General features: G+C 70.6%; 19 protein-coding genes. 11 read left to right on the top strand and 8 right to left on the bottom strand.

The features are described 5' to 3' along the window. Positions 1-41: 41 nt before the first annotated feature. The 3 genes from DXK32_RS18605 to dctP all read left to right on the top strand — a co-directional run bounded on the left by DXK32_RS18605 (position 42) and on the right by dctP (position 3,334). The gene (locus tag DXK32_RS18605; protein ID WP_114859885.1) at positions 42-938 is read left to right on the top strand and encodes an HpcH/HpaI aldolase/citrate lyase family protein; all 897 of its coding nucleotides are present in this window, start codon (positions 42-44) and stop codon (positions 936-938) included. A gap of 54 nt (positions 939-992) precedes the next feature. Continuing rightward, a complete protein-coding gene (locus DXK32_RS18600; RefSeq protein ID WP_114859884.1) occupies positions 993-2,195 on the top strand; it encodes an MFS transporter in 1,203 nt (400 codons plus the stop codon). A gap of 107 nt (positions 2,196-2,302) precedes the next feature. After that, positions 2,303-3,334, top strand: coding sequence for a TRAP transporter substrate-binding protein DctP (gene dctP / locus DXK32_RS18595; RefSeq protein ID WP_114859883.1), 1,032 nt, complete (start codon positions 2,303-2,305; stop codon positions 3,332-3,334). Positions 3,335-3,413: 79 nt separating this feature from the next. Here dctP and DXK32_RS18590 read toward each other — a convergent pair whose 3' ends face one another. The 4 genes from DXK32_RS18590 to DXK32_RS18580 form a co-directional block, all read right to left on the bottom strand. After that, a complete protein-coding gene (locus DXK32_RS18590; RefSeq protein ID WP_205215763.1) occupies positions 3,414-4,115 on the bottom strand; it encodes an SDR family oxidoreductase in 702 nt (233 codons plus the stop codon). 138 nt (positions 4,116-4,253) lie between these two features. Next, the gene (locus tag DXK32_RS33520; RefSeq protein ID WP_257722163.1) at positions 4,254-4,379 is read right to left on the bottom strand and encodes a hypothetical protein; all 126 of its coding nucleotides are present in this window, start codon (positions 4,377-4,379) and stop codon (positions 4,254-4,256) included. A 207-nt stretch (positions 4,380-4,586) separates the two neighbouring features. Further along, positions 4,587-5,717 carry a glycosyltransferase family 9 protein gene (locus DXK32_RS18585; protein WP_114859928.1) on the bottom strand — a complete coding sequence of 377 codons (1,131 nt, stop codon included), beginning with the start codon at positions 5,715-5,717 and terminating at the stop codon, positions 4,587-4,589. Next, a complete protein-coding gene (locus DXK32_RS18580; protein ID WP_114859881.1) occupies positions 5,714-8,353 on the bottom strand; it encodes a tetratricopeptide repeat protein in 2,640 nt (879 codons plus the stop codon). Before DXK32_RS18580 ends, DXK32_RS18585 begins: the two co-directional genes overlap by 4 nt. Positions 8,354-8,622: 269 nt before the next feature. On the opposite strand from DXK32_RS18580, the gene DXK32_RS18575 reads away from it, so the two are divergent. Genes DXK32_RS18575 through DXK32_RS18565 form a run of 3 tightly spaced genes read left to right on the top strand, consistent with a single transcriptional unit; the run spans position 8,623 to position 10,087 of the window. Further along, a complete protein-coding gene (locus tag DXK32_RS18575) occupies positions 8,623-9,195 on the top strand; it encodes an RNA polymerase sigma factor (protein ID WP_114859880.1) in 573 nt (190 codons plus the stop codon). Further along, entirely contained in the window at positions 9,192-9,623 is a 432-nt protein-coding gene (locus tag DXK32_RS18570) for a hypothetical protein (RefSeq protein ID WP_114859879.1), read from the top strand. The genes DXK32_RS18575 and DXK32_RS18570 overlap by 4 nt, the downstream gene beginning before the upstream one ends. Continuing rightward, positions 9,620-10,087 carry a periplasmic heavy metal sensor gene (locus DXK32_RS18565; RefSeq protein ID WP_114859878.1) on the top strand — a complete coding sequence of 156 codons (468 nt, stop codon included), beginning with the start codon at positions 9,620-9,622 and terminating at the stop codon, positions 10,085-10,087. The genes DXK32_RS18570 and DXK32_RS18565 overlap by 4 nt, the downstream gene beginning before the upstream one ends. Here the strand turns inward: DXK32_RS18565 and DXK32_RS18560 are convergent. Together DXK32_RS18560 and gcvA are read right to left on the bottom strand one after the other, a co-directional pair. After that, positions 10,084-10,626 carry an ankyrin repeat domain-containing protein gene (locus DXK32_RS18560; RefSeq protein ID WP_114859877.1) on the bottom strand — a complete coding sequence of 181 codons (543 nt, stop codon included), beginning with the start codon at positions 10,624-10,626 and terminating at the stop codon, positions 10,084-10,086. The genes DXK32_RS18565 and DXK32_RS18560 overlap by 4 nt on opposite strands. 29 nt (positions 10,627-10,655) lie before the next feature. Further along, positions 10,656-11,576, bottom strand: a complete 921-nt coding sequence (gcvA, locus tag DXK32_RS18555; RefSeq protein WP_114859876.1) for a transcriptional regulator GcvA — start codon at positions 11,574-11,576, stop codon at positions 10,656-10,658. 117 nt (positions 11,577-11,693) lie between these two features. Between gcvA and DXK32_RS18550 the strand changes: the two genes are divergently transcribed. After that, positions 11,694-11,918, top strand: coding sequence for a DUF1127 domain-containing protein (locus tag DXK32_RS18550; RefSeq protein WP_114859927.1), 225 nt, complete (start codon positions 11,694-11,696; stop codon positions 11,916-11,918). Between the two features lie 7 nt (positions 11,919-11,925). Here the strand turns inward: DXK32_RS18550 and DXK32_RS18545 are convergent, their stop codons facing one another. Beyond that, positions 11,926-12,309 carry a hypothetical protein gene (locus tag DXK32_RS18545; protein ID WP_114859875.1) on the bottom strand — a complete coding sequence of 128 codons (384 nt, stop codon included), beginning with the start codon at positions 12,307-12,309 and terminating at the stop codon, positions 11,926-11,928. Positions 12,310-12,500: 191 nt separating this feature from the next. On the opposite strand from DXK32_RS18545, the gene DXK32_RS18540 reads away from it, so the two are divergent. Genes DXK32_RS18540 through DXK32_RS18530 form a run of 3 tightly spaced genes read left to right on the top strand, consistent with a single transcriptional unit; the run spans position 12,501 to position 15,116 of the window. Further along, positions 12,501-12,896 carry a VOC family protein gene (locus DXK32_RS18540; protein WP_114859874.1) on the top strand — a complete coding sequence of 132 codons (396 nt, stop codon included), beginning with the start codon at positions 12,501-12,503 and terminating at the stop codon, positions 12,894-12,896. A 53-nt stretch (positions 12,897-12,949) separates the two neighbouring features. Then, positions 12,950-13,516 (top strand): Twin-arginine translocation pathway signal, encoded by a 567-nt coding sequence (locus DXK32_RS18535; protein ID WP_247877226.1) that lies wholly within the window; start codon positions 12,950-12,952, stop codon positions 13,514-13,516. A 28-nt stretch (positions 13,517-13,544) separates the two neighbouring features. Further along, complete coding sequence (locus DXK32_RS18530) at positions 13,545-15,116, top strand: GMC family oxidoreductase (protein ID WP_114859872.1); 1,572 nt, start codon at positions 13,545-13,547, stop codon at positions 15,114-15,116. Positions 15,117-15,199: 83 nt separating this feature from the next. Here the strand turns inward: DXK32_RS18530 and DXK32_RS18525 are convergent, their stop codons facing one another. Continuing rightward, a complete protein-coding gene (locus tag DXK32_RS18525) occupies positions 15,200-15,592 on the bottom strand; it encodes a ribbon-helix-helix domain-containing protein (RefSeq protein WP_114859871.1) in 393 nt (130 codons plus the stop codon). Between the two features lie 575 nt (positions 15,593-16,167). On the opposite strand from DXK32_RS18525, the gene glf reads away from it, so the two are divergent. Continuing rightward, positions 16,168-18,471, top strand: a complete 2,304-nt coding sequence (glf, locus tag DXK32_RS18520; protein ID WP_114859870.1) for a UDP-galactopyranose mutase — start codon at positions 16,168-16,170, stop codon at positions 18,469-18,471. Positions 18,472-18,513: the final 42 nt, after the last annotated feature.

The raw sequence follows: 18,513 nt of genomic DNA, 5'->3' as shown, positions 1-18,513 counted from the left end.
CGTACAAATAACACGCCCCCTCACCCTTGGAAAGCGTTTTCATGATCAACAATCCGCAGAACGCAGCAACGGCGCCGGAATCGCCGGTCCGCCGCTCCTACCTGTTCGTTCCCGGCGCTCGCCCGGACCGTTTCGCCAAGGCCCTGGGCGCCGGCGCCGACGCGGTCATCATCGACCTGGAGGACGCGGTGGCCCCCGGCGACAAGGACAGCGCCCGCGCCGCCGTCTGCTCCTTCCTACGGGAGCCTGCCGACGCGGGCGGCCCAGCGGTTTTCGTTCGAACCAATTCGGTGCGCAGCCGCACCGGCCTGCTCGACATCCTCGCTTTGACCGATCTTCCGGACGGCACCGCGCCGCGCTGGGTGGGACTCCTGCTGCCGAAGGTGGACGGGGCCGAGGACGTCCGGCTGGCCACCGGGCTTCTCGACGAGCGCAATCTGCCCGGCGCGCTCGGCGCGCTGATCGAGAGCGCCGACGGGCTGGAGAACGTCATGGCGATCGCCGCGGCCTCCCCCCGCCTGTCCTTCCTGATGTTCGGCGGGGGCGACCTGTCGGCGGAGCTGCGCGTGCCGCTGGCCTGGGAGCCGCTGGTCCAGGCCCGCACGCGAGTTGTGCACGCCGCCGCCCGCTTCGGGCTGGACGCGCTGGACATGCCGTGGATCGCGCTGGACGATGAAGAAGGCTACCGCCAGGAGCTGGCGCGCAGCGTCCTGCACGGCTTCACCGCGCGCTCGGCCATCCACCCCAAGCAGATCGCCGCCATCCACGACGCCTACACACCGTCGCCGGACGCGGTCCTCCGCGCCGGGCGGGTCCTGGCCGCCTTCGAGGCGGCGGGCGGCGGGGTCTGCGTGTTGGACGGCAGGCTGGTCGAGCGCCCCCTGGTGCTGGGGTCCCATCGAATCCTGGCATTGGCCCGGCGGGCCGGAATGCTGTAGGCCAGAAATCGACCGTTCACGCGCACCGCGCCACCGCCACTTGTACGGACCCCCATGACCACGCAAGAAACCCCGCCCGCCCCCTTTCCCCTGTTGCTGGCGGAGGTGACCAGCGTCCAGACCGTCGCCACCCTGTCGGTCCTGACGCTGGCGACGGTCGCCCCGCTGGCCGCGGCCTCGCTGGGGGTGGGGTCGGAGGCGGTCGGCTACCAGATCAGCGTCATCTACAGCGCCGCCGCCCTGGTGTCGGCCTTCGCCGGTCTGGTGGTCCGCCGCTGGGGCGCCGGGACGGTGGGTGTCCTGGCGCTGGCGCTGGGGCTGGTGGGCTGCCTGGGCATCGCCACCGGCTCGCTGTGGGTCGCGGCGCTGGCGTCGGTGCTGCTCGGCATCGGCTACGGGCTGGTGAACCCCTCCTCCTCCCACCTGCTGAACCGCTTCACCCCGCCGGCCCGGCGCAATCTGGTCTTCTCGCTGAAGCAGACGGGCGTGCCGCTGGCCGGCGTGCTGGCCGGGCTGACCCTGCCGGGAATCGGCGAGATCGCCGGCTGGCGCGGGGCGGCGCTGGCGGTGGCGGCCATGTTCGCGCTGCTGCTGGTCCTCTTCGCGCCGGGGCGCCGGGTGTGGGACGACGACCGCAGCCCCGGCCTGCCGATCCGCGGCAACCTGATGGAGGGGCCGCGGCTGGTCTGGCGGGTACCGGCGCTGCGCGGCTTCGCCCTGATGGGCTTCTTCTTCTCGGCGATCCAGCTGTCGCTGATGGCCTTCACGGTGAACATGCTGGTGCACGACCTGCACTGGTCCATCGTGTCCGCCGGGCTGGCCGTGTCGGTGATGCAGGCGGCGGGGGCGGCGGCGCGAATCGGCTGGGGGCTGCTGGCCGACCGGCTGCGCTCCGGCGTGGCGGTGCTGGGTGGCATCGGCGGATTGTCCGCCGCCTCCGCCCTGGCCACCGCCGGGCTGGGACCGAGCTGGCCGGCGCCCGCGGTGATCGGCGTGCTGACGGTGTTCGGCATCGCCGCCATCGGCTGGAACGGCGTGTTCCTGGCGGAGGTGGCGCGCGTCGCCCCGAAGGGCACGGCCAGCACGGCGACCGGCGGCGCGCTGATGTTCACCTTCTCCGGCGTGGTCGTCGGACCGGCGCTGTTCGCCACCCTGTTCAACACGGTTGGCAGCTACGGCGAGACCTTCGCCCTGATGATGGCCTTCCCGCTGGCCGGGGCGGCGGCCGTCCTGTTCTGGTCGCGCCGCAAAAGCTGACGACGAGTTGTCCGTACAATAATGTTGGCATGCCGCACTGTTTTCCCCTATGATCGTTCGGACAAGCGGGCCAGAAGCGTCCGAACGCAGTCATGGGAGGGAAGCCAATGTTGAATCCGTCACTCTTCAGGCCATTCTGGGCGAAGACGCTGCTGATCGGCATGACCGTGGCCGGGCTGGCCGCCGGATCGCCGGGCCAAGCCCGCGCGCAGGCGGCGCCGGTCGAGATGGTGATGACGGACGAGATCGCGACGTCCCACTGGACCGCCAAGATGATGGACGAGTATGCGGCCCTGATCGAGGAGCGCTCGAAGGGCCGCATCAAGCCGAAGGTCTTCCATTCCGGCACGCTCTACAAGGACAAGGACGCCGTCGCCGCCCTCGGGTCGGGCGCCGTGCACATGGTCTGGCCGGTCAGCGTGCAGCTTGAGAGCATCGCCCCGCAGTATGGCGTGGTGAACCTGCCCTTCGCGGTCACCGACGCGGCGATGTCCAAGCCGGAAACCGCGCAGGAGGTCTCCAAGCTGCTGTCCGGGCTGGTGTCCGACAAAGGCATCCGCGTCATGGGGCTGATGCGCACCGCCGACCTGATCTTCCTGTTCAAGGACAAGGAGGTCGCCTCGGTCGGCGACCTGAAGGGCAGCAAGATCCGCCTGACCGGCGGGCGCGTCCTGCAGCTTCTGATGCGCGACTTCGGGGCCAGCCCGGTGTCGATGCCCGCCTCCGAAATGGCGGCGGCGCTGATGCAGGGAGCCATCGACGGCATCTACACCTCCGCCGGCGGCTGGGAGATGGTCGGCACCAACGCCGCCAAGGTCGCCTCGCTGGTGCCGGGCATGAGCCTGCTCACCTACTCCGTCCTGGTGGACGACAAGTGGATGAAGGGCCTGCCCGACGACCTGCGCCAAGTGGTGGAGACGACCACCAACGAGATCATCGCCAAGCAGTGGCAGCGCGCCATCGACGCCGACAAGAAGACCATGGACCAGATGATCGCCCAGGGCGGGCGGCTGGCCGTGGCTCCCGAGGCCGAGCAGGCGAAGTTCCGCGAGATCGCCAACAAGGTCAACCAGGACTACGTCCGGCGCTACCCCGAGATCTGGAAGCAGTATCAGGCCATCGTCGGCGAAAAGAGCTGAGGCGATCCCCCTCGCTTCACCTCGCGGTGCGGGCGGCGTTCCGGAAGGAGCGCCATCCGCACCGTTTTTTTATGCGTGCTCAGACCGACCGCATGAGGCCGCCGTCCACCCGGATGTTCTGCCCGGTGATGTAGCCGGCCCCGTCGGAGGCGAGGAAGGCGACGGTCGCCGCGATCTCCTCGCTCTTGCCGTAGCGGGCCATCGGCACGCCCTGGCGCCGCTCCTCGGTCGCCGGCAGGCTGTCGATCCAGCCGGGCAGCACGTTGTTCATGCGCACATTGTCGGCGGCGTACTGGTCGGCGAACAGCTTGGTGAAGGAGGCCAGCCCGGCCCGCGCGACGGCGGAAGTCGGGAACATCGGGCTCGGCTCGAAGGCCCAGGCGGTCGAGATGTTGATGATCGTCCCGCCCTTCTGCCCGACCATGATCGGGGTCACCAGCCGGACCGCCCGGACGACATTCAGGAAATAGACCTCGATCCCCTTGTGCCAGTCCTCGTCGGTCAGTTCCAGCAAGCCTTTTCGCGGGCCGTGGCCGGCGCTGTTCACCAGCGCGTCGACGCGGCCCCAGCGCTCCATCGTCCGGGTCACCAGACGCTCCAGATCCTCGGCGGACTGGTTCGAGCCGGTCACGCCGATCCCGCCCAGCTCCTCGGCCAGAGCCTCGCCCTTGCCGGAGGAGGACAGCACCGCGATGTTGAATCCGTCCGCCGCGAGGCGCCGCGCCGCCGCGGCCCCCATGCCGCTGCCGCCCGCGGTGATGATGGCAACCTTATCGCCCATGATTCGTCATCCCTCTGCTGCCGGAACGGTTCGTCCGTTCCTTCTCTCCTCCTGTATCGCACCGGACGCAGGACGGGGCCAAGGGAAGCGTGCGCATGCCGTCGGGCGCCGACAAGGACGGCGCCGATTCAAAGCCGGTCAGAGGGTGAGGAGGAAAGCCAGCGACGCGACCGGAGCCGCCGTGACGAAGCCGACGGCGACGAAACGCTCGACCGGGCTCCAGGACGCCCAATCCCGCTGAAGCGAGGACAAGAACGACTTCATGATCCCTCACGGACCGGGTGATGTTGCAATGCATATAAGATACGGTTTCCGGGGGCGTTCGTGCCAGGGGCGTGGCTTCCGCATCGCGAAATATCGGGGGGTGATGCAGCGTTGCCACAGGCCGGAAAGCGGCACTCCGAAAGGGCTTCGCCGGGGCGGGGCCGTCTAAGGTTGCCCATCGGCCACAGGCAGCGATGGGCGGACGGGTCAGGGCGACGCGCTGTCGCTCTCGCCGAACAAGGCGAGGATGCGCGCCGCCGCCAGTTCCGGCGGGATCGAGGCGATGCAGTGCGCCTCCGCCGCCGTGCAGCTTTCCGGCGGACAGGGCGCAAGCGCCGCCGCGGGCCGCAGCACCAGCGCCCGCGCGCACCAGGGGCGGAAGCGCTCCGGCGCGTGGAAATGGTTGGGCTCCCCGCCCTCCGGATGGCAGGAGAAGACGGCGACCGGCACGCCCACGGCGGCCCCGAGATGGGCCGGGGCGGAATCCATGGCGATCAGCCCCGCCGTCCGCTCGATCACCGCCGCCGCCAGCCGCAGGCCGGTCCGTCCGGTCAGGTCGGTCACCCGCCCCGGCAGGGCCGCGGCGATCCGTTCCGCCGCCGCCCGCTCCAGCTCCGTGCCGAGAACCGCCACCCGCGCGCCGAGCGCGACCGCCACCACGGCGACCACCGCCGCCAGCCGCTCCGGCGGGTATTCGCGGCGCGAAGCCGCCGCCCCCGGCGCCACGGCGATGATCCGCTCCCCCGCCGCATCGGCCAGCCGGCGGGCGGCCTCCGCCCGGTCCTCCGCGGTCAGGTGCAGTTCCACCCCGTCGCCGTCCGGAACCCCGCCGGCGAAGCGCAGCAGGGCGAGGTTCTGCTCCACCTCGTGGCGGCCGGGCGGGGGCGTCAGCCGGTGGGTGTAGGCGCGGTCGAAGCCGGCGTTCCCCGACGCCTTCCATGGCGTGACCGTCTCGGAGAAACCGACCACGGCGCGGGCGCGGCTGTTCGCGGCGAGCGCCGTGGCGCCGTGGCGGTCGAAATCGTAGCGGGGGACCAGCGTCAGGTCGAAGCCGGCGCGGAACGCCTCCGCGAAGGCCGCCGCGCCGCCGGGCGTGACGCCGCGCAGATCGATGCCGCCGCCTGGCTTCGGGTGCGGCGCCACCACCGCGTCGACGTGGGGGCAGGTCTCGGCAAGATCGGCCACGGCGGGGCGCACCGCCAGCACGATGCGCGCCTGTGGCGCCGAGGCCCGCAGCCCGCGCAGGAAGGGCGTGGCGAGGACGAAGTCGCCCGCCTCGTCCAGCTTCACCACCAGGATGCGCCGGGCGGACGAAAGGTAGGGGACGGCGTCCGTCATGCCGCGCTCATGTCGATGCGGGCGGGCGGGAAACCGGCGCACCAGCGCCGCCACGCCATGCGGTAGCCGGCCTCGACCGCCCGGACGTACCCCGTCTCGTCCATCAGGGGGGAGCGCGCCATCCGCTCGCGCAGGCCCGCGCGCTGCGCCGCGAGGAAGGCGCGGTCCGTGGCCAGCCGGACGGCGAGCGCCACGTAGTCGTCCGCGCGCTCCACCACCAGCCCGCCCAGCCCGACGCTGCCGAGCATGGTGGCGCCCCAGCGGGAGATCATCGCCTCCCCGGCGATGGACAGCACGGGAACCCCCATCCACAGCGCGTCGCAGGTCGTCGTCCCGCCGTTGGCGAAGACGGGGTCCAGCGCGCAATCGAGCAGCCGGTAATCCTCGTAGGGGTCCGGGGCGGTGCCGCGCAGCAGCAGCCGCGACTCCTCGACTCCATGGGCGGCGAAGGCGTCCAGCACCCGCCGCGCCACCCCGCCACCGGACAGCCCCCGCCATTTCAGCATCAGCCGCGCCTCCGGCACCGCCGCCAGCACCCGCCCCCACAGCGCCAGCGTCGAGGCGTTCAGCTTCGTCAGGTTGTTGAAGGAGCCGAAGGTGAACACCCCCGCCGTCTCCACCGGCGGACGGTCCGGCGGCACGGCGGCGGACTCCGCGGGGCGGTAGCACAGCACGCTGCCCGGCAGACGGATCAGCGCTTCCGTGTGCAAGGCGTCGGCGCTCGCCGCGGCGAAGCGGTGGTCGGAGAACTGGTAGTCCATCGCCGTCAGCCCCGTCGTGTTCGGGTAGAGCGGCAGGCTGACCTGCACCGGCACCGGGCGGCGGATGAACAGCGGCATGCGGTTGCGCGACATGTGCCCGCCGCAGTCCACCAGAACGTCGATGCCGTCCGCCCGGATCAGCCGCTCCAGCTCGCCGTCCGGCAGGGCCGCGACGGGGCGCCAGCGGTCGGCCAGCGCCGCAAAGCGGTCGGTCGCCGCGTCCTTCGGCAGGTCCACGTAATAACAGATCACCTCCACCGCCGCCCGGTCGTGGCGCTCGATCAGCGGCAACAGGAAGTGATAGCCCGGCCCCGGGTAACGCTGAAAATCCGGCGAGAGGTAACCGACGCGCAGGCGGCGCTCCGGGTCGCGATTCACCGCGTCGAAGCGCGGGGCGGCGGGCGGCACCGGCATCACCGCGCGTTCGAACCGCCGGTGCTCCCCGAACACCGCGCCGAGGTCGGCCTCTTCGGCGAAGCACAGGCAGAACAGCAGGTTGGAACGCACCTCCGCGTCCTGCGGCGCACGCTCCAGCGCGGCACGCAGGGCGGACACCGCCTCGCCATGACGGCCCAGCGCCATCAGCGCGACGCCCAGGTTGGAGCTGGCCAGCGCCTCCCGCTCCGCCGTGCGCAGGGCCAGCGCCCGCCGCAGCAGGGTCAGCGCCTCGTCGAAGGCGCCCGCCTCGATGGCGTGGGTGCCGAGGTTGGTCCAGCCGGCGGCGCCGTCGGGCTGCAGGGCCAGCGCACGCCGGAACCACGCCCACGCCGCCTCGGGGCGCTTGGCCCGGTGCTGGACGGCCCCGGCGTTGAGGGCGTGGCCGGCCTCCTCCGGGTCGGCGCGGACGGCGCGGCGGGCGGCGGTCGCGGCCTCCTCCATCGCACCCAAAGCCGACAGCGCCATGCCCAGTCCGGTCAGCGCCTGGGCGGAGTCCGGGGCAAGCGCCAGGGCGCGCCGGTAGCAACGCGGCGCCAGCGCGGGATGCCCCTGTTCCTGCCACAGATTGCCGAGCACCAGCAGGGCGTCGGGGGCCGGGGCCAGCGCCGCCGCCCGCTCCAGCCACGCCGCCCCCTCGCGCCAGGGTCCCGCCGCGGCCAGCGCCGCGCCCAGGATCTTAGCCCCCTCGCCGTGGCCCGGCTCCAGCGCCATCAGCCGCCGCCCCGCCTCGGCCGTACCGCCCATGTCGCCCAGCGCGTGGCACAGGCTGGTCACCTGCTCCCGCGCCTGGACCAGCAGAGGCGCCAGGGCGGCGGCGCGGCGGAAGGCGGCGAGCGCGTCGCGCGGGCGCCCGGAGTCGCGCAGCGCCGCCCCCTGGTTGTAAACGGGCAGCACCTCGGCGGGGGCGAGCGCCGACGCCCGCCCGTACCAGTCCGCCGCCGGGCCGGGCCGCCCCAGATCGTACAGCGCGTCGGCCAGCGCGTTGGCGGCCTTGCCATCCTCCGGCGCCACCGCCAGCAGGCGGCGGAAGGCGCGCGCCGCAGCCTCCCCCCGGCCCAGCTTGGCGTGGGCGGCGGCCTCCAGCCGGTGATGGTCGGGGACCAGCGGGGCGAGGCGGGCGGCGTGGCCGTAGGCGTCCGCGGCCTCCGCCCAACGCCCGACCGCCTCCAGCACGCGGCCCAGGTTGAGGCGGAAGACCGGCTGGGCGCCATCCTGCGCCACCGCCTTTCGGATCAGCGCGATCCCGGAGTCCGGATCGCCGGTCTGCGCGGTCAGCAGGCCCAGAAGATGCAGCGCGTCGCTCTGCTCCGGCATCTGGCGCAGCACCCGCTCGTAGAGGGGCCGCGCCTCCGCCAGCCGTCCATTCTGGTGGTGGACGACGGCCTGCGTCAGCGTTTCCTGGAGCGTGGCGGGGGAGGAATCGCGGCTGGCGCTCATGACGGTCCGTGTGTCTGGCCCGCGGCCGGGTTCGGGGGGCCTGGGCTTCGAGGGACGGGCAGTGTAGCGCGCCCGCGCCGCCGCGGGTACGAATGCCTTGAGACGGCGGGGATCGGCCAGCCACAAATTTTCGGCTCACAAATTTTCGGGCTGGACCGCGCAGGAGCATCCCGACCAGCCACGTATCACTGACAACAAGGCCCACGGAACCGGATGAGCCGCGTTGGACCGGCCGGGTCCGGAACCGGAAAGGAGCAGAGGATGGCCGCGTGGCGGTGATCGACGAGGATGACGACGAATCGCTGATGGCCGAAACGGCCGCGGGGAACCGGGCGGCCTTCGACCGGCTGACCCGCCGTCACCTGCGCCGGAGCCTCGCGCTCGCCCACCGGGTGGTCGGCAACGCGAGCGACGCGGAGGAGGTCGTGCAGGACGCCTTCCTGCAGATCTGGACGCACGCCGACCGCTGGCGCGGCGACGGCACCCGCTTTTCCACGTGGCTCTACCGCATCGTCGTCAACCGCTCGATCGACTACCGCCGCCGCAGAAGCTTCCAGCCTCTGGACGACGCGGTGGAGGTGGCCGACCCGGCCATCGGCGCCGACGGGCTGCTGGCGGAACGCCAACTCGGCGCGGCGGTGGACGCGGCGATCGCCGCCTTGCCGGAACGGCAGCGGGCGGCGCTCAGCCTGTGCTACTACCAGGAGATGAGCTGCGCGGAAGCATCGGAGGTTCTGAACGTCTCGGTCTCGGCCATGGAAAGCCTGCTGGTCCGGGCGCGGCGTATGGTCCGCACCCGTCTCAACTCCCTGATCCGTCAGAAGGACGGCGACGAGAAATGACACTCAAAGAGTTCAAGCGCTTCGCCGACCTCTACGGCGGCGACATCGACCGCTGGCCCGTGACGGACGGCGTCGATGCCCTGACCCTTCTCGAAAATTCCGCCGAGGCGCGGGCCATCCTGGCCGACGCCGCGGCGCTGGACGCCCTGCTCGACCGCGCTGCCCCGGCGGTGGACGAGGACGGCGTGCGGCGGGTACTGAACGGCATCGCGGCCCGGCTGGACGCGCCGCCGGTGGAGCGTGCCCCCGCCCCCTGGACCCTGTCGGCGCCGCCCATCCGCTTCTGGCCGACCGCGGGATTCCTCGCGGCCATGGGGATGGCGGGTTTCCTCGCCGCATCCCAGGGGGTCCTGCCGGTGCAAGGCGCCCAAGCGAACGGTTACGCGGAGGTGGTGGTGAACAGCAGTTATCTGGGGGCGATCCGATGAGCCGCCCCATCGGCGGCCCCGCCGCCCCGCGCCGTTGGCCCTGGTATCTGATGGTCGGCTCGCTCGGCATGAACATGCTTTTGGGCGGCATCCTCGCCGCGCAGGCGCTGCACCTCATGCCTCCACCGCCGCCGCCCGATCCCGGCCAGGGAATCGCGCGCTTCGTCGAACGGGCCGAGCGCGAGCTGTCCCCCGCCGATGCAGCCATCCTGCGGCGCGGCTACGAGGCGGAGCGCACGTCGATCGAGCGCATGCATCAGAACATGGAGGCGATGCGCCACCAGATCCGCGAGAGCATAAAAGCTCCGACCTTTGACCCGGACGGCCTGCGCCGTTCGCTCGAACAGGCCCACGCGACCGAGGCCGACCTGCGCGGCCGGATGGACAGCCGCGTGATCGAGGTGCTCGGCCAACTGTCGCCCGAAGGGCGCCGCAAGCTGATGGAAATGGGTCCGCCCCGTTAAACGGTCTGGCCGCCGGGCGCCAGCCGGGCGGCGGCGTTGGCGGCGCCCATGGCGAGCGCCGCCTCGTGGGCGGTCAGGCCGCGGGCGTCCCGCGCGTCGGGATCGGCGCCGCGGGCCAGCAGAAACTCAACCATCGCGACGCGGTCGAACATGGCGGCGGTCATCAGCGCCGTACGCCCGTCCGGCCCGCAGCCGTCCACGGCGGCCCCCTCCTCCAGCAGGACGCGCAGCACCGCCCCATCCCCCTTGAAGGCGGCGGCGGCCAGCGGCGTCTGCCCGCGGTCGTTCGCCAGCTCCGGATCGGCGCCGTGGCGCATCAGGTTGCGGGCCAACTCGGCGTGGCCGTGGTAGCTGGCCAGCATCAGCAGGCTGTCGCCCTTGTCGTTGCGCAGGTTGGGCGGCAGGCCCATTTCCAGCAGCTCGGTCAGTTCGGCGGTGCCGCCCGACCGCGCCCAGTGGAACAGCTTTCCAGCGAAGGCGATGGTGTCCTCGTCGAGGTCCGGGCGCGGCCCCCGTTGCGGCTCTCCCTGCGCTTCCATGGCGGCGCTCCCCCGGTCAAGGTTTCGGCTCAAACCGGGGAAACAACCGCCGCGGCGCTTTGTTGCGCCGTCTCGCCGCGCGCCTCCTCCAGCAACCAGCCGCGGAAGGCGGCGACGGCGGGGCGGTCCTGCATCCCCTCCGGGCAGACGAACCAATAGCTGCCGGACGACGCCTCGATCTCCGGGAAGGGCAGGACGAGGCGGCCCGCCGCCACATCCTCGGCGCACAGCATGCGGTCGGCGACGGTGGCGCCCATGCCGGCGGCGGCGGCCTGCATCGCCGGGTCCATGGCGTCGAACACCGCACCCTGGCGCAGCGCCTCGAAGAAGGGCAACCCCGCCGCGGCCAGCCAGGCCCGCCAGTCCTGCCCCTCCGAACAGCCGTGCAGCAGCGGGATGGCGCCGAGGTCCATCGGCACCCGCAGCCGCTCCGCCAGGGCCGGCGGGCAGACGACGGTCAGGCGCTCCGGCAGCACCTCCGCGGCGGAGACGCCGGGCGGCACCTCCCGGCAATAGGGGATGGCGGCGTCGAACTCCTGCGGGTCGAACTCCAGCCCGCTGGTCCAGGCGACGGTCACCCGCACCTGCACGTCGGGGTGGCGCGCCTGGAAGCGGACCAGCCGCGGCATCAGCCAGCGGATGCCGAAGGAGAAGGCCACCCTGATCCGCAGATCCCGCCCCCGCGCCGCCAGCCGCGCCGCCGTGCCGGCGATGCGGTCGAAGGACTCCGACAGCACCGGCAGCAGGGCGCGCCCGTCGTCGGTCAGCTCGACCCGGCGGGTCAGCCGCCGGAACAGCGGCACGCCCAGCCACTCCTCCAGCCCCATGATCTGCCGGCTGACCGCGCCCTGCGTCACGCACAGCTCGTCCGCCGCCTTGGAGAAGCTCTCGTGGCGGGCCGCCGCCTCGAAGGCGCGCAGGGCGTGAAGGGGCGGCAGGGCACGCCGCATGGGACGCTCCATGGATGACTCTGGCTCATCCATCCTATGAGAAAGCATGGTTTGTCGTCCACGCCCCGACGGGCGATTTTCCGGCTTCGAGGAATGACCGACCGGCGGGAGGGCCGCATGACGAGCATGAGCGGAACGCACGACAAGCGGAGCGGCGGGATGACCGCCGGCCCCACCGCCAACCCCACGGCCGGCTCCTGGCTCGATCGCCTGACCAGCTGGCGGGAGCGGCGGGCGCTGCGCCGCGCCCTGGCCCGCATGGACGCCCATCTCTGGGCCGACCTCGGCTTCGACGAGGCGGCGGCGCGCGAGGAGATGGACAAGCCCTTCTGGAAAGGATGACGTCCGTCTACTCCATGGGTTGATCGAGCGGGCGGCCCATCGCACCACCCGCCGCAGCCCCCAGGGCGCAGCCCAGCGCCGCGGCCGGGCCGGTCGCCAGCAGGGCGGCCCCACCGGTCGCCGCGCCCGCAGCGACGGCGCCCGTTGCCCCCACCGCACCGCCGGCCAGACAGCCGAGCGTCAGCCCCGCCACCGTATGCCGGTTCTGGTACAGCAGGGCGCCGCCCAGGATGATCGCGCGCTCCGCCCCGTCGCGCAGCCCGCCCGCGCTGTCGGACAGCCAGCCACGCCATTCCGATGTCGGCGATGCGGCGTTCGCCGTCGGTGCGGCCATAAGCACCAGCGCGGCAAGGCCCGCCACGACGAGGGGTCGGCCCGTCCTGTGTCGCATGGGAAGCTCCTTTTCCAGGCCGTGAGGATACGCCATCGCGGCTGGAACGCCGTCCCGAAAGCAGGGATGAGCGACCACCGACCGGGCTACCCCCTTCGCGTCGCGCTTGTAGTAGATACTTACTGCCAACCAAACAATCAGCGCCACTAACATTCATGCTGGAGCCACCAACCGGAACGGAGCCAGCCCCCATGGCCAAGGCCATCCACATGATGATCCGGGTCCTCGACGAGGAACGGTCGCGGGACTTCTACGCCCGCGCGTTCGGCCTGGAATGCGCCGACCGCTACGCCTTCGACGGCTTCACCCTGGTCTATCTGCGCAACGCCGAAAACGACTTCGAGATCGAGCTGACCATCAACCACGGCCGCGGCGAACCCTACGCCCACGGCGACGGCTACGGCCATCTGGCCGTCTGCGTCGACGATCTGGACGGGGAACACCGGCGCTTCACCGCGCTCGGCTACGGCCCCAATCCGATCAAGGAGTTCGCGCGGGACGGCGCGCTGATGGCCCGCTTCTTCTTCGTCCAGGATCCCGACGGCTACAAGATCGAGGTCCTTCAGCGCCACGGCCGCTACCGCTGACACAGGCGCGGCCCCTTCGAAGCAAAAATCATAATCGGTCTTGGGAGGAAGCGATGCGTTCTCCGACGAGCACAACAGCAAAACCCACCCCCAATCACACCATGCACCGGCGCGCCTTCCTGGCGGCCTCGGCCACCGCCGCCGCGGCGACGGCCATCCTGGTGTCGGGCGGGGCCATCCTCTGCCCGCGCGAGGCGTGGGGCTATGAGACCAAGGCGCTGGCGCCCGACACCATGCGCTCGCTGATCCGGGTGTCGCGGGACATCTACCCGCACGACCGGCTGGCCGACCGCTTCTACGCCGTCGCCATGAAGGCGCAGGACGAGAAGGCGGCCGCCGACCCCGCCCTGAAGGAGCTGTACGAGTCCGGCATGGCGAAGCTCGACCGCCTGGCCAAGGCCAAGCACGAGGCGCCCTACGCGGAGGTCGGCTGGGAGGCCGACCGGGTCCGGCTGCTGCACGAGATCGAGGCCGATCCCTTCTTCCAGACGGTGCGCGGCGGGCTGGTCACCGGGATCTACAACAACCAGGAGGTCTGGCCGCTCTTCGGCTACGAGGGCGAGAGCGCGGCCAAGGGCGGCTACATCGACCGCGGATTCAACGACATCGAGTGGCTCTGACCACCGTCCCAGGAAGGATGTTTCAGCCATGGTAGCGAAATTCGACCTGAACGACGACAGCGTCGTGGTGATCGTGGGCTCCGGGGCCGGCGGCGGCACGCTGGGCACCCAACTGGCGCTGAAGGGCATCAAGACGGTGATCCTGGAAGCCGGCGGCCGCCACAACATGGAGGATTTCCAGAACGACGAATGGGCCAGCTTCGCCCAGATCTCCTGGCTCGACCCGCGCACCACCTCGGGAAGCTGGCGGGTGTCGCGCGATTTCCCCGGCCTGCCGGCCTGGATCGTCAAGGCGGTCGGCGGCTCCACCGTGCATTGGGCGGGTGCCGCGCTGCGCTTCCAGCCGCACGAGTTCAAGACGCGCACCGCCTACGGCGACGTCGCCGGCGCCAACCTGCTCGATTGGCCGATCACGCTGGAGGAGCTGGAGCCCTGGTATGCCAAGGCGGAGGACCGCATGGGCGTCACCCGCACCAACGGCATCCCCGGCCTTCCCGGCAACAACAACTTCAAGGTCCTGAAGGCCGGCGCCGACAAGATGGGCTACACGGAGTGCCACACCGGCAACATGGCCATCAATTCGGAGCCCCGCGATGGGCGCGGGAGTTGCCAGCAGATCGGCTTCTGCTTCCAGGGCTGCAAATCCGGGGCGAAGTGGTCGACCCTGATCGCCGAGATCCCCAAGGGCGAGGAGACCGGCAAGCTGGAGGTCCGCGCCAACGCCCAGGTGCTGAAGATCGAGCATGACGCCAAGGGCAAGGTGACCGGCGTCGTCTACGCCGACAAGGATGGGGCGATCCAGCGCCAGAAGGCCCGCATCGTCGCGGTGGCCGGCAACTCCATCGAAAGCCCCCGCCTGCTGCTGAACTCCGCCTCCTCGATGTTCCCGGACGGTCTCGCCAACTCCTCCGGACAGGTGGGGCGGAACTACATGCGGCACATGACCGGCTCGGTCTACGGCGTGTTCGAGAAGCCGGTGCGCATGTACCGCGGCACCACCATGGCCGGCATCATCCGCGACGAGGCGAAGAACAAGCCCGACCGCGGCTTCGTCGGCGGCTACGAGATGGAGACCCTGTCGCTCGGCCTGCCCTTCATGGCCGCCTTCCTCGACCCCGGCGCCTGGGGGCGGGAGTTCACCTCGGCGCTCGACGGTTACGACCATATGGCTGGCATGTGGCTGGTCGGCGAGGACATGCCGCAGGAGAGCAACCGCATCACCCTGCACGCCGACAAGAAGGACAAGTACGGGATGCCCGTTCCCAACGTCCATTTCGACGACCACCCCAACGACGTCGCCATGCGCCAGCACGCCTACCGCCAGGGCATGGCGCTGTATGAATCGGTGGGGGCGACCCGCAGCTTCCCGACGCCGCCCTACCCGTCCACCCACAATCTGGGCACCAACCGGATGAGCGAGAAGGCGCGCGACGGCGTGGTGAACAAGTGGGGACAAACCCACGACGTGGCGAACCTGTTCGTCTCCGACGGCTCGCAATTCACCACGGGCGGGGCAGAGAATCCCACCCTGACCATCGTCGCGCTGGCGCTGCGGCAAGCCGACTACATCGCCGGCCAAATGGCCAAGAACGCGATCTGATCCCGCACTGTCCCATTATTCGGGACGCCACGCTGATTACAGCCCCTCTCTTCCGGACGGAGGAGGGGGGCACTCTTTTGCGCTCAGGCCGTCTCGCGTTCTTTTTCCGGAGCGGTGACGGCGGCCGAAATCCGCGCCGGAAGACCGGCGGCGGCCACCGCGGCGAAATCGGTGCGCGCCTCCCGCTCCAGCTCCTCCACGCAGGGGCGGTGGCCCTTCACCTCCTGGGCGTAGGTCAAGCAGGCGCAGCGCAGCAGGCCGGCGAAGTTGCGCCGCTCCACCCCGCGGGCCAAGACTTCGTCGTGCAACTTTGACAAGAAGCGGCCCAGCGAGACGCCCTGCATCGCCGCGATTTCCTCCAGCGCGTCCCAGAAGGCCGCTTCCAGACAGACGCTCGTCGAGTGACCGCTGAGGCGGACCCGCCGGGTTACCATGCGGAAGCGCTCCGGGTCCTGACCGGCAAAAATTCGGCACATCCCTCGTCTCCTTCCAAACTTCCCCAACTCCTTGAATGCATTATGACCTGAAAATCAGTAAAGCGCATTAATTTCCAGAAGACGGAACCCGCTCAGGTCGAGTGAAGCGAGAGAAACATCACCAAATCCGCGCGCATCGAAAAGCACTGGAGACGCGCAGTCTTCCCCGGACGCCACCCCCGCCCGCTGAAATATGCGCTTACCCCAGCCAACCCGGCGCAAAAGAACGAGCGTTGAAAAATCGGGGAACCGTTTCCGCAGCGCATTTCTGTCACGGAACCCACCCCGGCCGACCCCGTTGTTGGTTTCCGGTTTTCGACGCCACTCCGCTGCGCCGCAAAAATCCACTGTATTCGTGGCGAATTCCCGGTGGCAACCCGACGGTACGTCATTGATGAGAGGATGGAAACATGAGTTGGGCCGGCCAACACCAGTTCCCAATCGGCAGAAACCGAAAAAGAACACGTCCGACCGCCGACTCTCCACACTCCGAGATCACCGCTCCACCCTCGCAGACCCTGATCTGCTTCTCGCACCTGCGCTGGAGCTTTGTTTATCAACGCCCACAACATCTTATGTCGCGATTCGCGCGTGACCACCGCGTGCTGTTCGTCGAGGAGCCGATCCACAACGACACGCCCGAGCCCTGGCTGGACGTGCGCGAGGATGAGGGCGTCCATGTCCTGGTGCCCCGCCTGCCCGCCGGCCTGGACGGCGAGGCGGCCGTCACCGCCCAGCGCCAACTGCTCGACCGTTATCTGGCCGAGGAGGGGGTGACCGACCCGATCCTCTGGTACTACACGCCGATGAGCCTCGGCGTGTCCGGCCATCTGCGCGGCGCGCTGGTGGTCTACGACTGCATGGACGAGCTGTCGGCCTTCCACGGCGCCCCGCCGGAGCTGGTCGAGCGCGAGCGGCAGCTGATGGCGCGGGCGGACGTGGTGTTCACCGGCGGCGTCAGCCTCTACGAGGCCAAGCGCACCCTGCACCCCAACGCCCACGCCTTCCCCAGCAGCGTCGACGTCGCCCATTTCGCCGCCGCCCGCGGCATCGTCGAGGAGCCCTCCGATCAGGCGGCCATCCCGCACCCGCGGCTTGGTTTCTACGGCGTCATCGACGAGCGGCTGGACATCGCCCTGCTGGACGCCGCCGCGGCGGCGCGGCCCGACTGGCAGTTCGTCCTGGTCGGCCCGGTGGTGAAGATCGACCCGGCCGACCTGCCCCACCGTCCGAACATCCACTATCTCGGCCCGAAGAGCTACGACGACCTGCCACAGTATCTGGCGGGCTGGGACGTCGCCCTGATGCCCTTCGCGCGCAACCAGTCCACCCGCTTCATCAGCCCGACCAAGACGCCGGAATATCTGGCCGCCGGGCGCCCGGTCGTCTCCACCTCGATCACCGACGTGGTGCGCGGCTATGGCGACAGCGGCGTCGTGCGCATCGCCGACGCGCCGGAGGATTTCGTCGCCGCCGTCGCGGCCGCCCTGGCCGACGCCGCCGACCCGGAACGGCTGCGCGCCACCGCCGACCACGTCCTGCGCGACATGTCCTGGGACAAGACCCAGGGCCGCATGAAAACGCTGATGGAGCAGGCCCGCCAGCGCGGACGCGCCGCCCCGCCGGCCCACCGCCCGGCGCCGGCGATCCATCCGGCCAAACACGTCAACGGGCGCGCCGCCGGCCGCCGCTCCGGCTTCGACTATCTGATCGTCGGGGCGGGTTTTGCCGGCAGCGTGCTGGCGGAACGTCTGGCGGCGGGGCTGAACAAGCGCGTGCTGCTGATCGACCGGCGCCCGCACATCGGCGGCAACGCCTACGACCACTACGACGACGCCGGTGTGCTGATCCACCGCTACGGCCCGCACATCTTCCACACCAACGCCAAGCCGGTCGCCGACTATCTGTCGCGCTTCACCAAGTGGCGGCCCTACGAGCACCGCGTCCTGGCGCGGGTGGACGAGCGGCTCGTCCCCATCCCGATCAACCGGACGACGGTCAACCAGCTGTACGGGCTGGACCTCGACGAGGCCGGCGTGGCGGAGTTCCTCAAGAGCCGGGCGGAGCCGGTGGCCGACGTCCGCACCTCGGAGGACGTGGTGGTCGGCGCCGTCGGGCGGGAGCTGTACGAAAAGTTCTTCCGCGGCTACACGCGCAAGCAGTGGGGCCTCGACCCGTCGCAGCTCGACAAGGCGGTGACCGCCCGCGTGCCGACGCGGACCAACGACGACGACCGCTATTTCGGCGACAGCTTCCAGGCGATGCCGCTGAACGGCTACACGCGGATGTTCGAGAGCATGCTCGACCACCCGAACATCAAGGTGATGCTGAACACCGATTTCGACGACGTGCGGGACGAGATCGCCTACGACCGCATCGTCTTCACCGGCCCGATCGACGAGTATTTCGGCCACCGCTTCGGCAAGCTGCCCTACCGCTCCCTGACCTTCCGGCACGAGACGGTCGACCGGGAATGGTTCCAGCCCGTCGCCGTGGTGAACGAGCCGTCGGAGGGGGTGCCCTACACCCGCGTCACCGAGTACAAGCACCTGACCGGGCAAAGCCACCCGAAGACCAGCATCACCTACGAGTATCCCTCCGCACAGGGCGATCCCTACTATCCGATCCCCCGCCCGGAGAATCAGGAGCTGTTCCGCAAGTACCAGGCGCTGGCCGACGGCACCCCGGACGTGATCTTCCTGGGCCGGCTCGGCACTTATCGCTACTACAACATGGATCAGGTGGTGGCGCAGGCGCTGGCGGTCTACGCCCGTCTGGAGAAGGAGGAGCAGCAAGGCCGTAGTCTCGCCGCCGCCGCGCGGGCCTTCGGCTCGCTGGGCGCGGAGCGGGAGGTGCGGGTCGCTGGGATGGGGGATTAGGCGCCCCCCTTGCCCCCACCCTTCCCATGCTCCGCATGGGCC

Source organism: Azospirillum brasilense, assembly GCF_003349955.1.
Taxonomy (GTDB): Bacteria; Pseudomonadota; Alphaproteobacteria; order Azospirillales; family Azospirillaceae; genus Azospirillum; species Azospirillum brasilense_B.
Note: the sequence above shows the minus strand (reverse complement) of the source record. Positions and strands in the feature narration are given on the sequence as shown.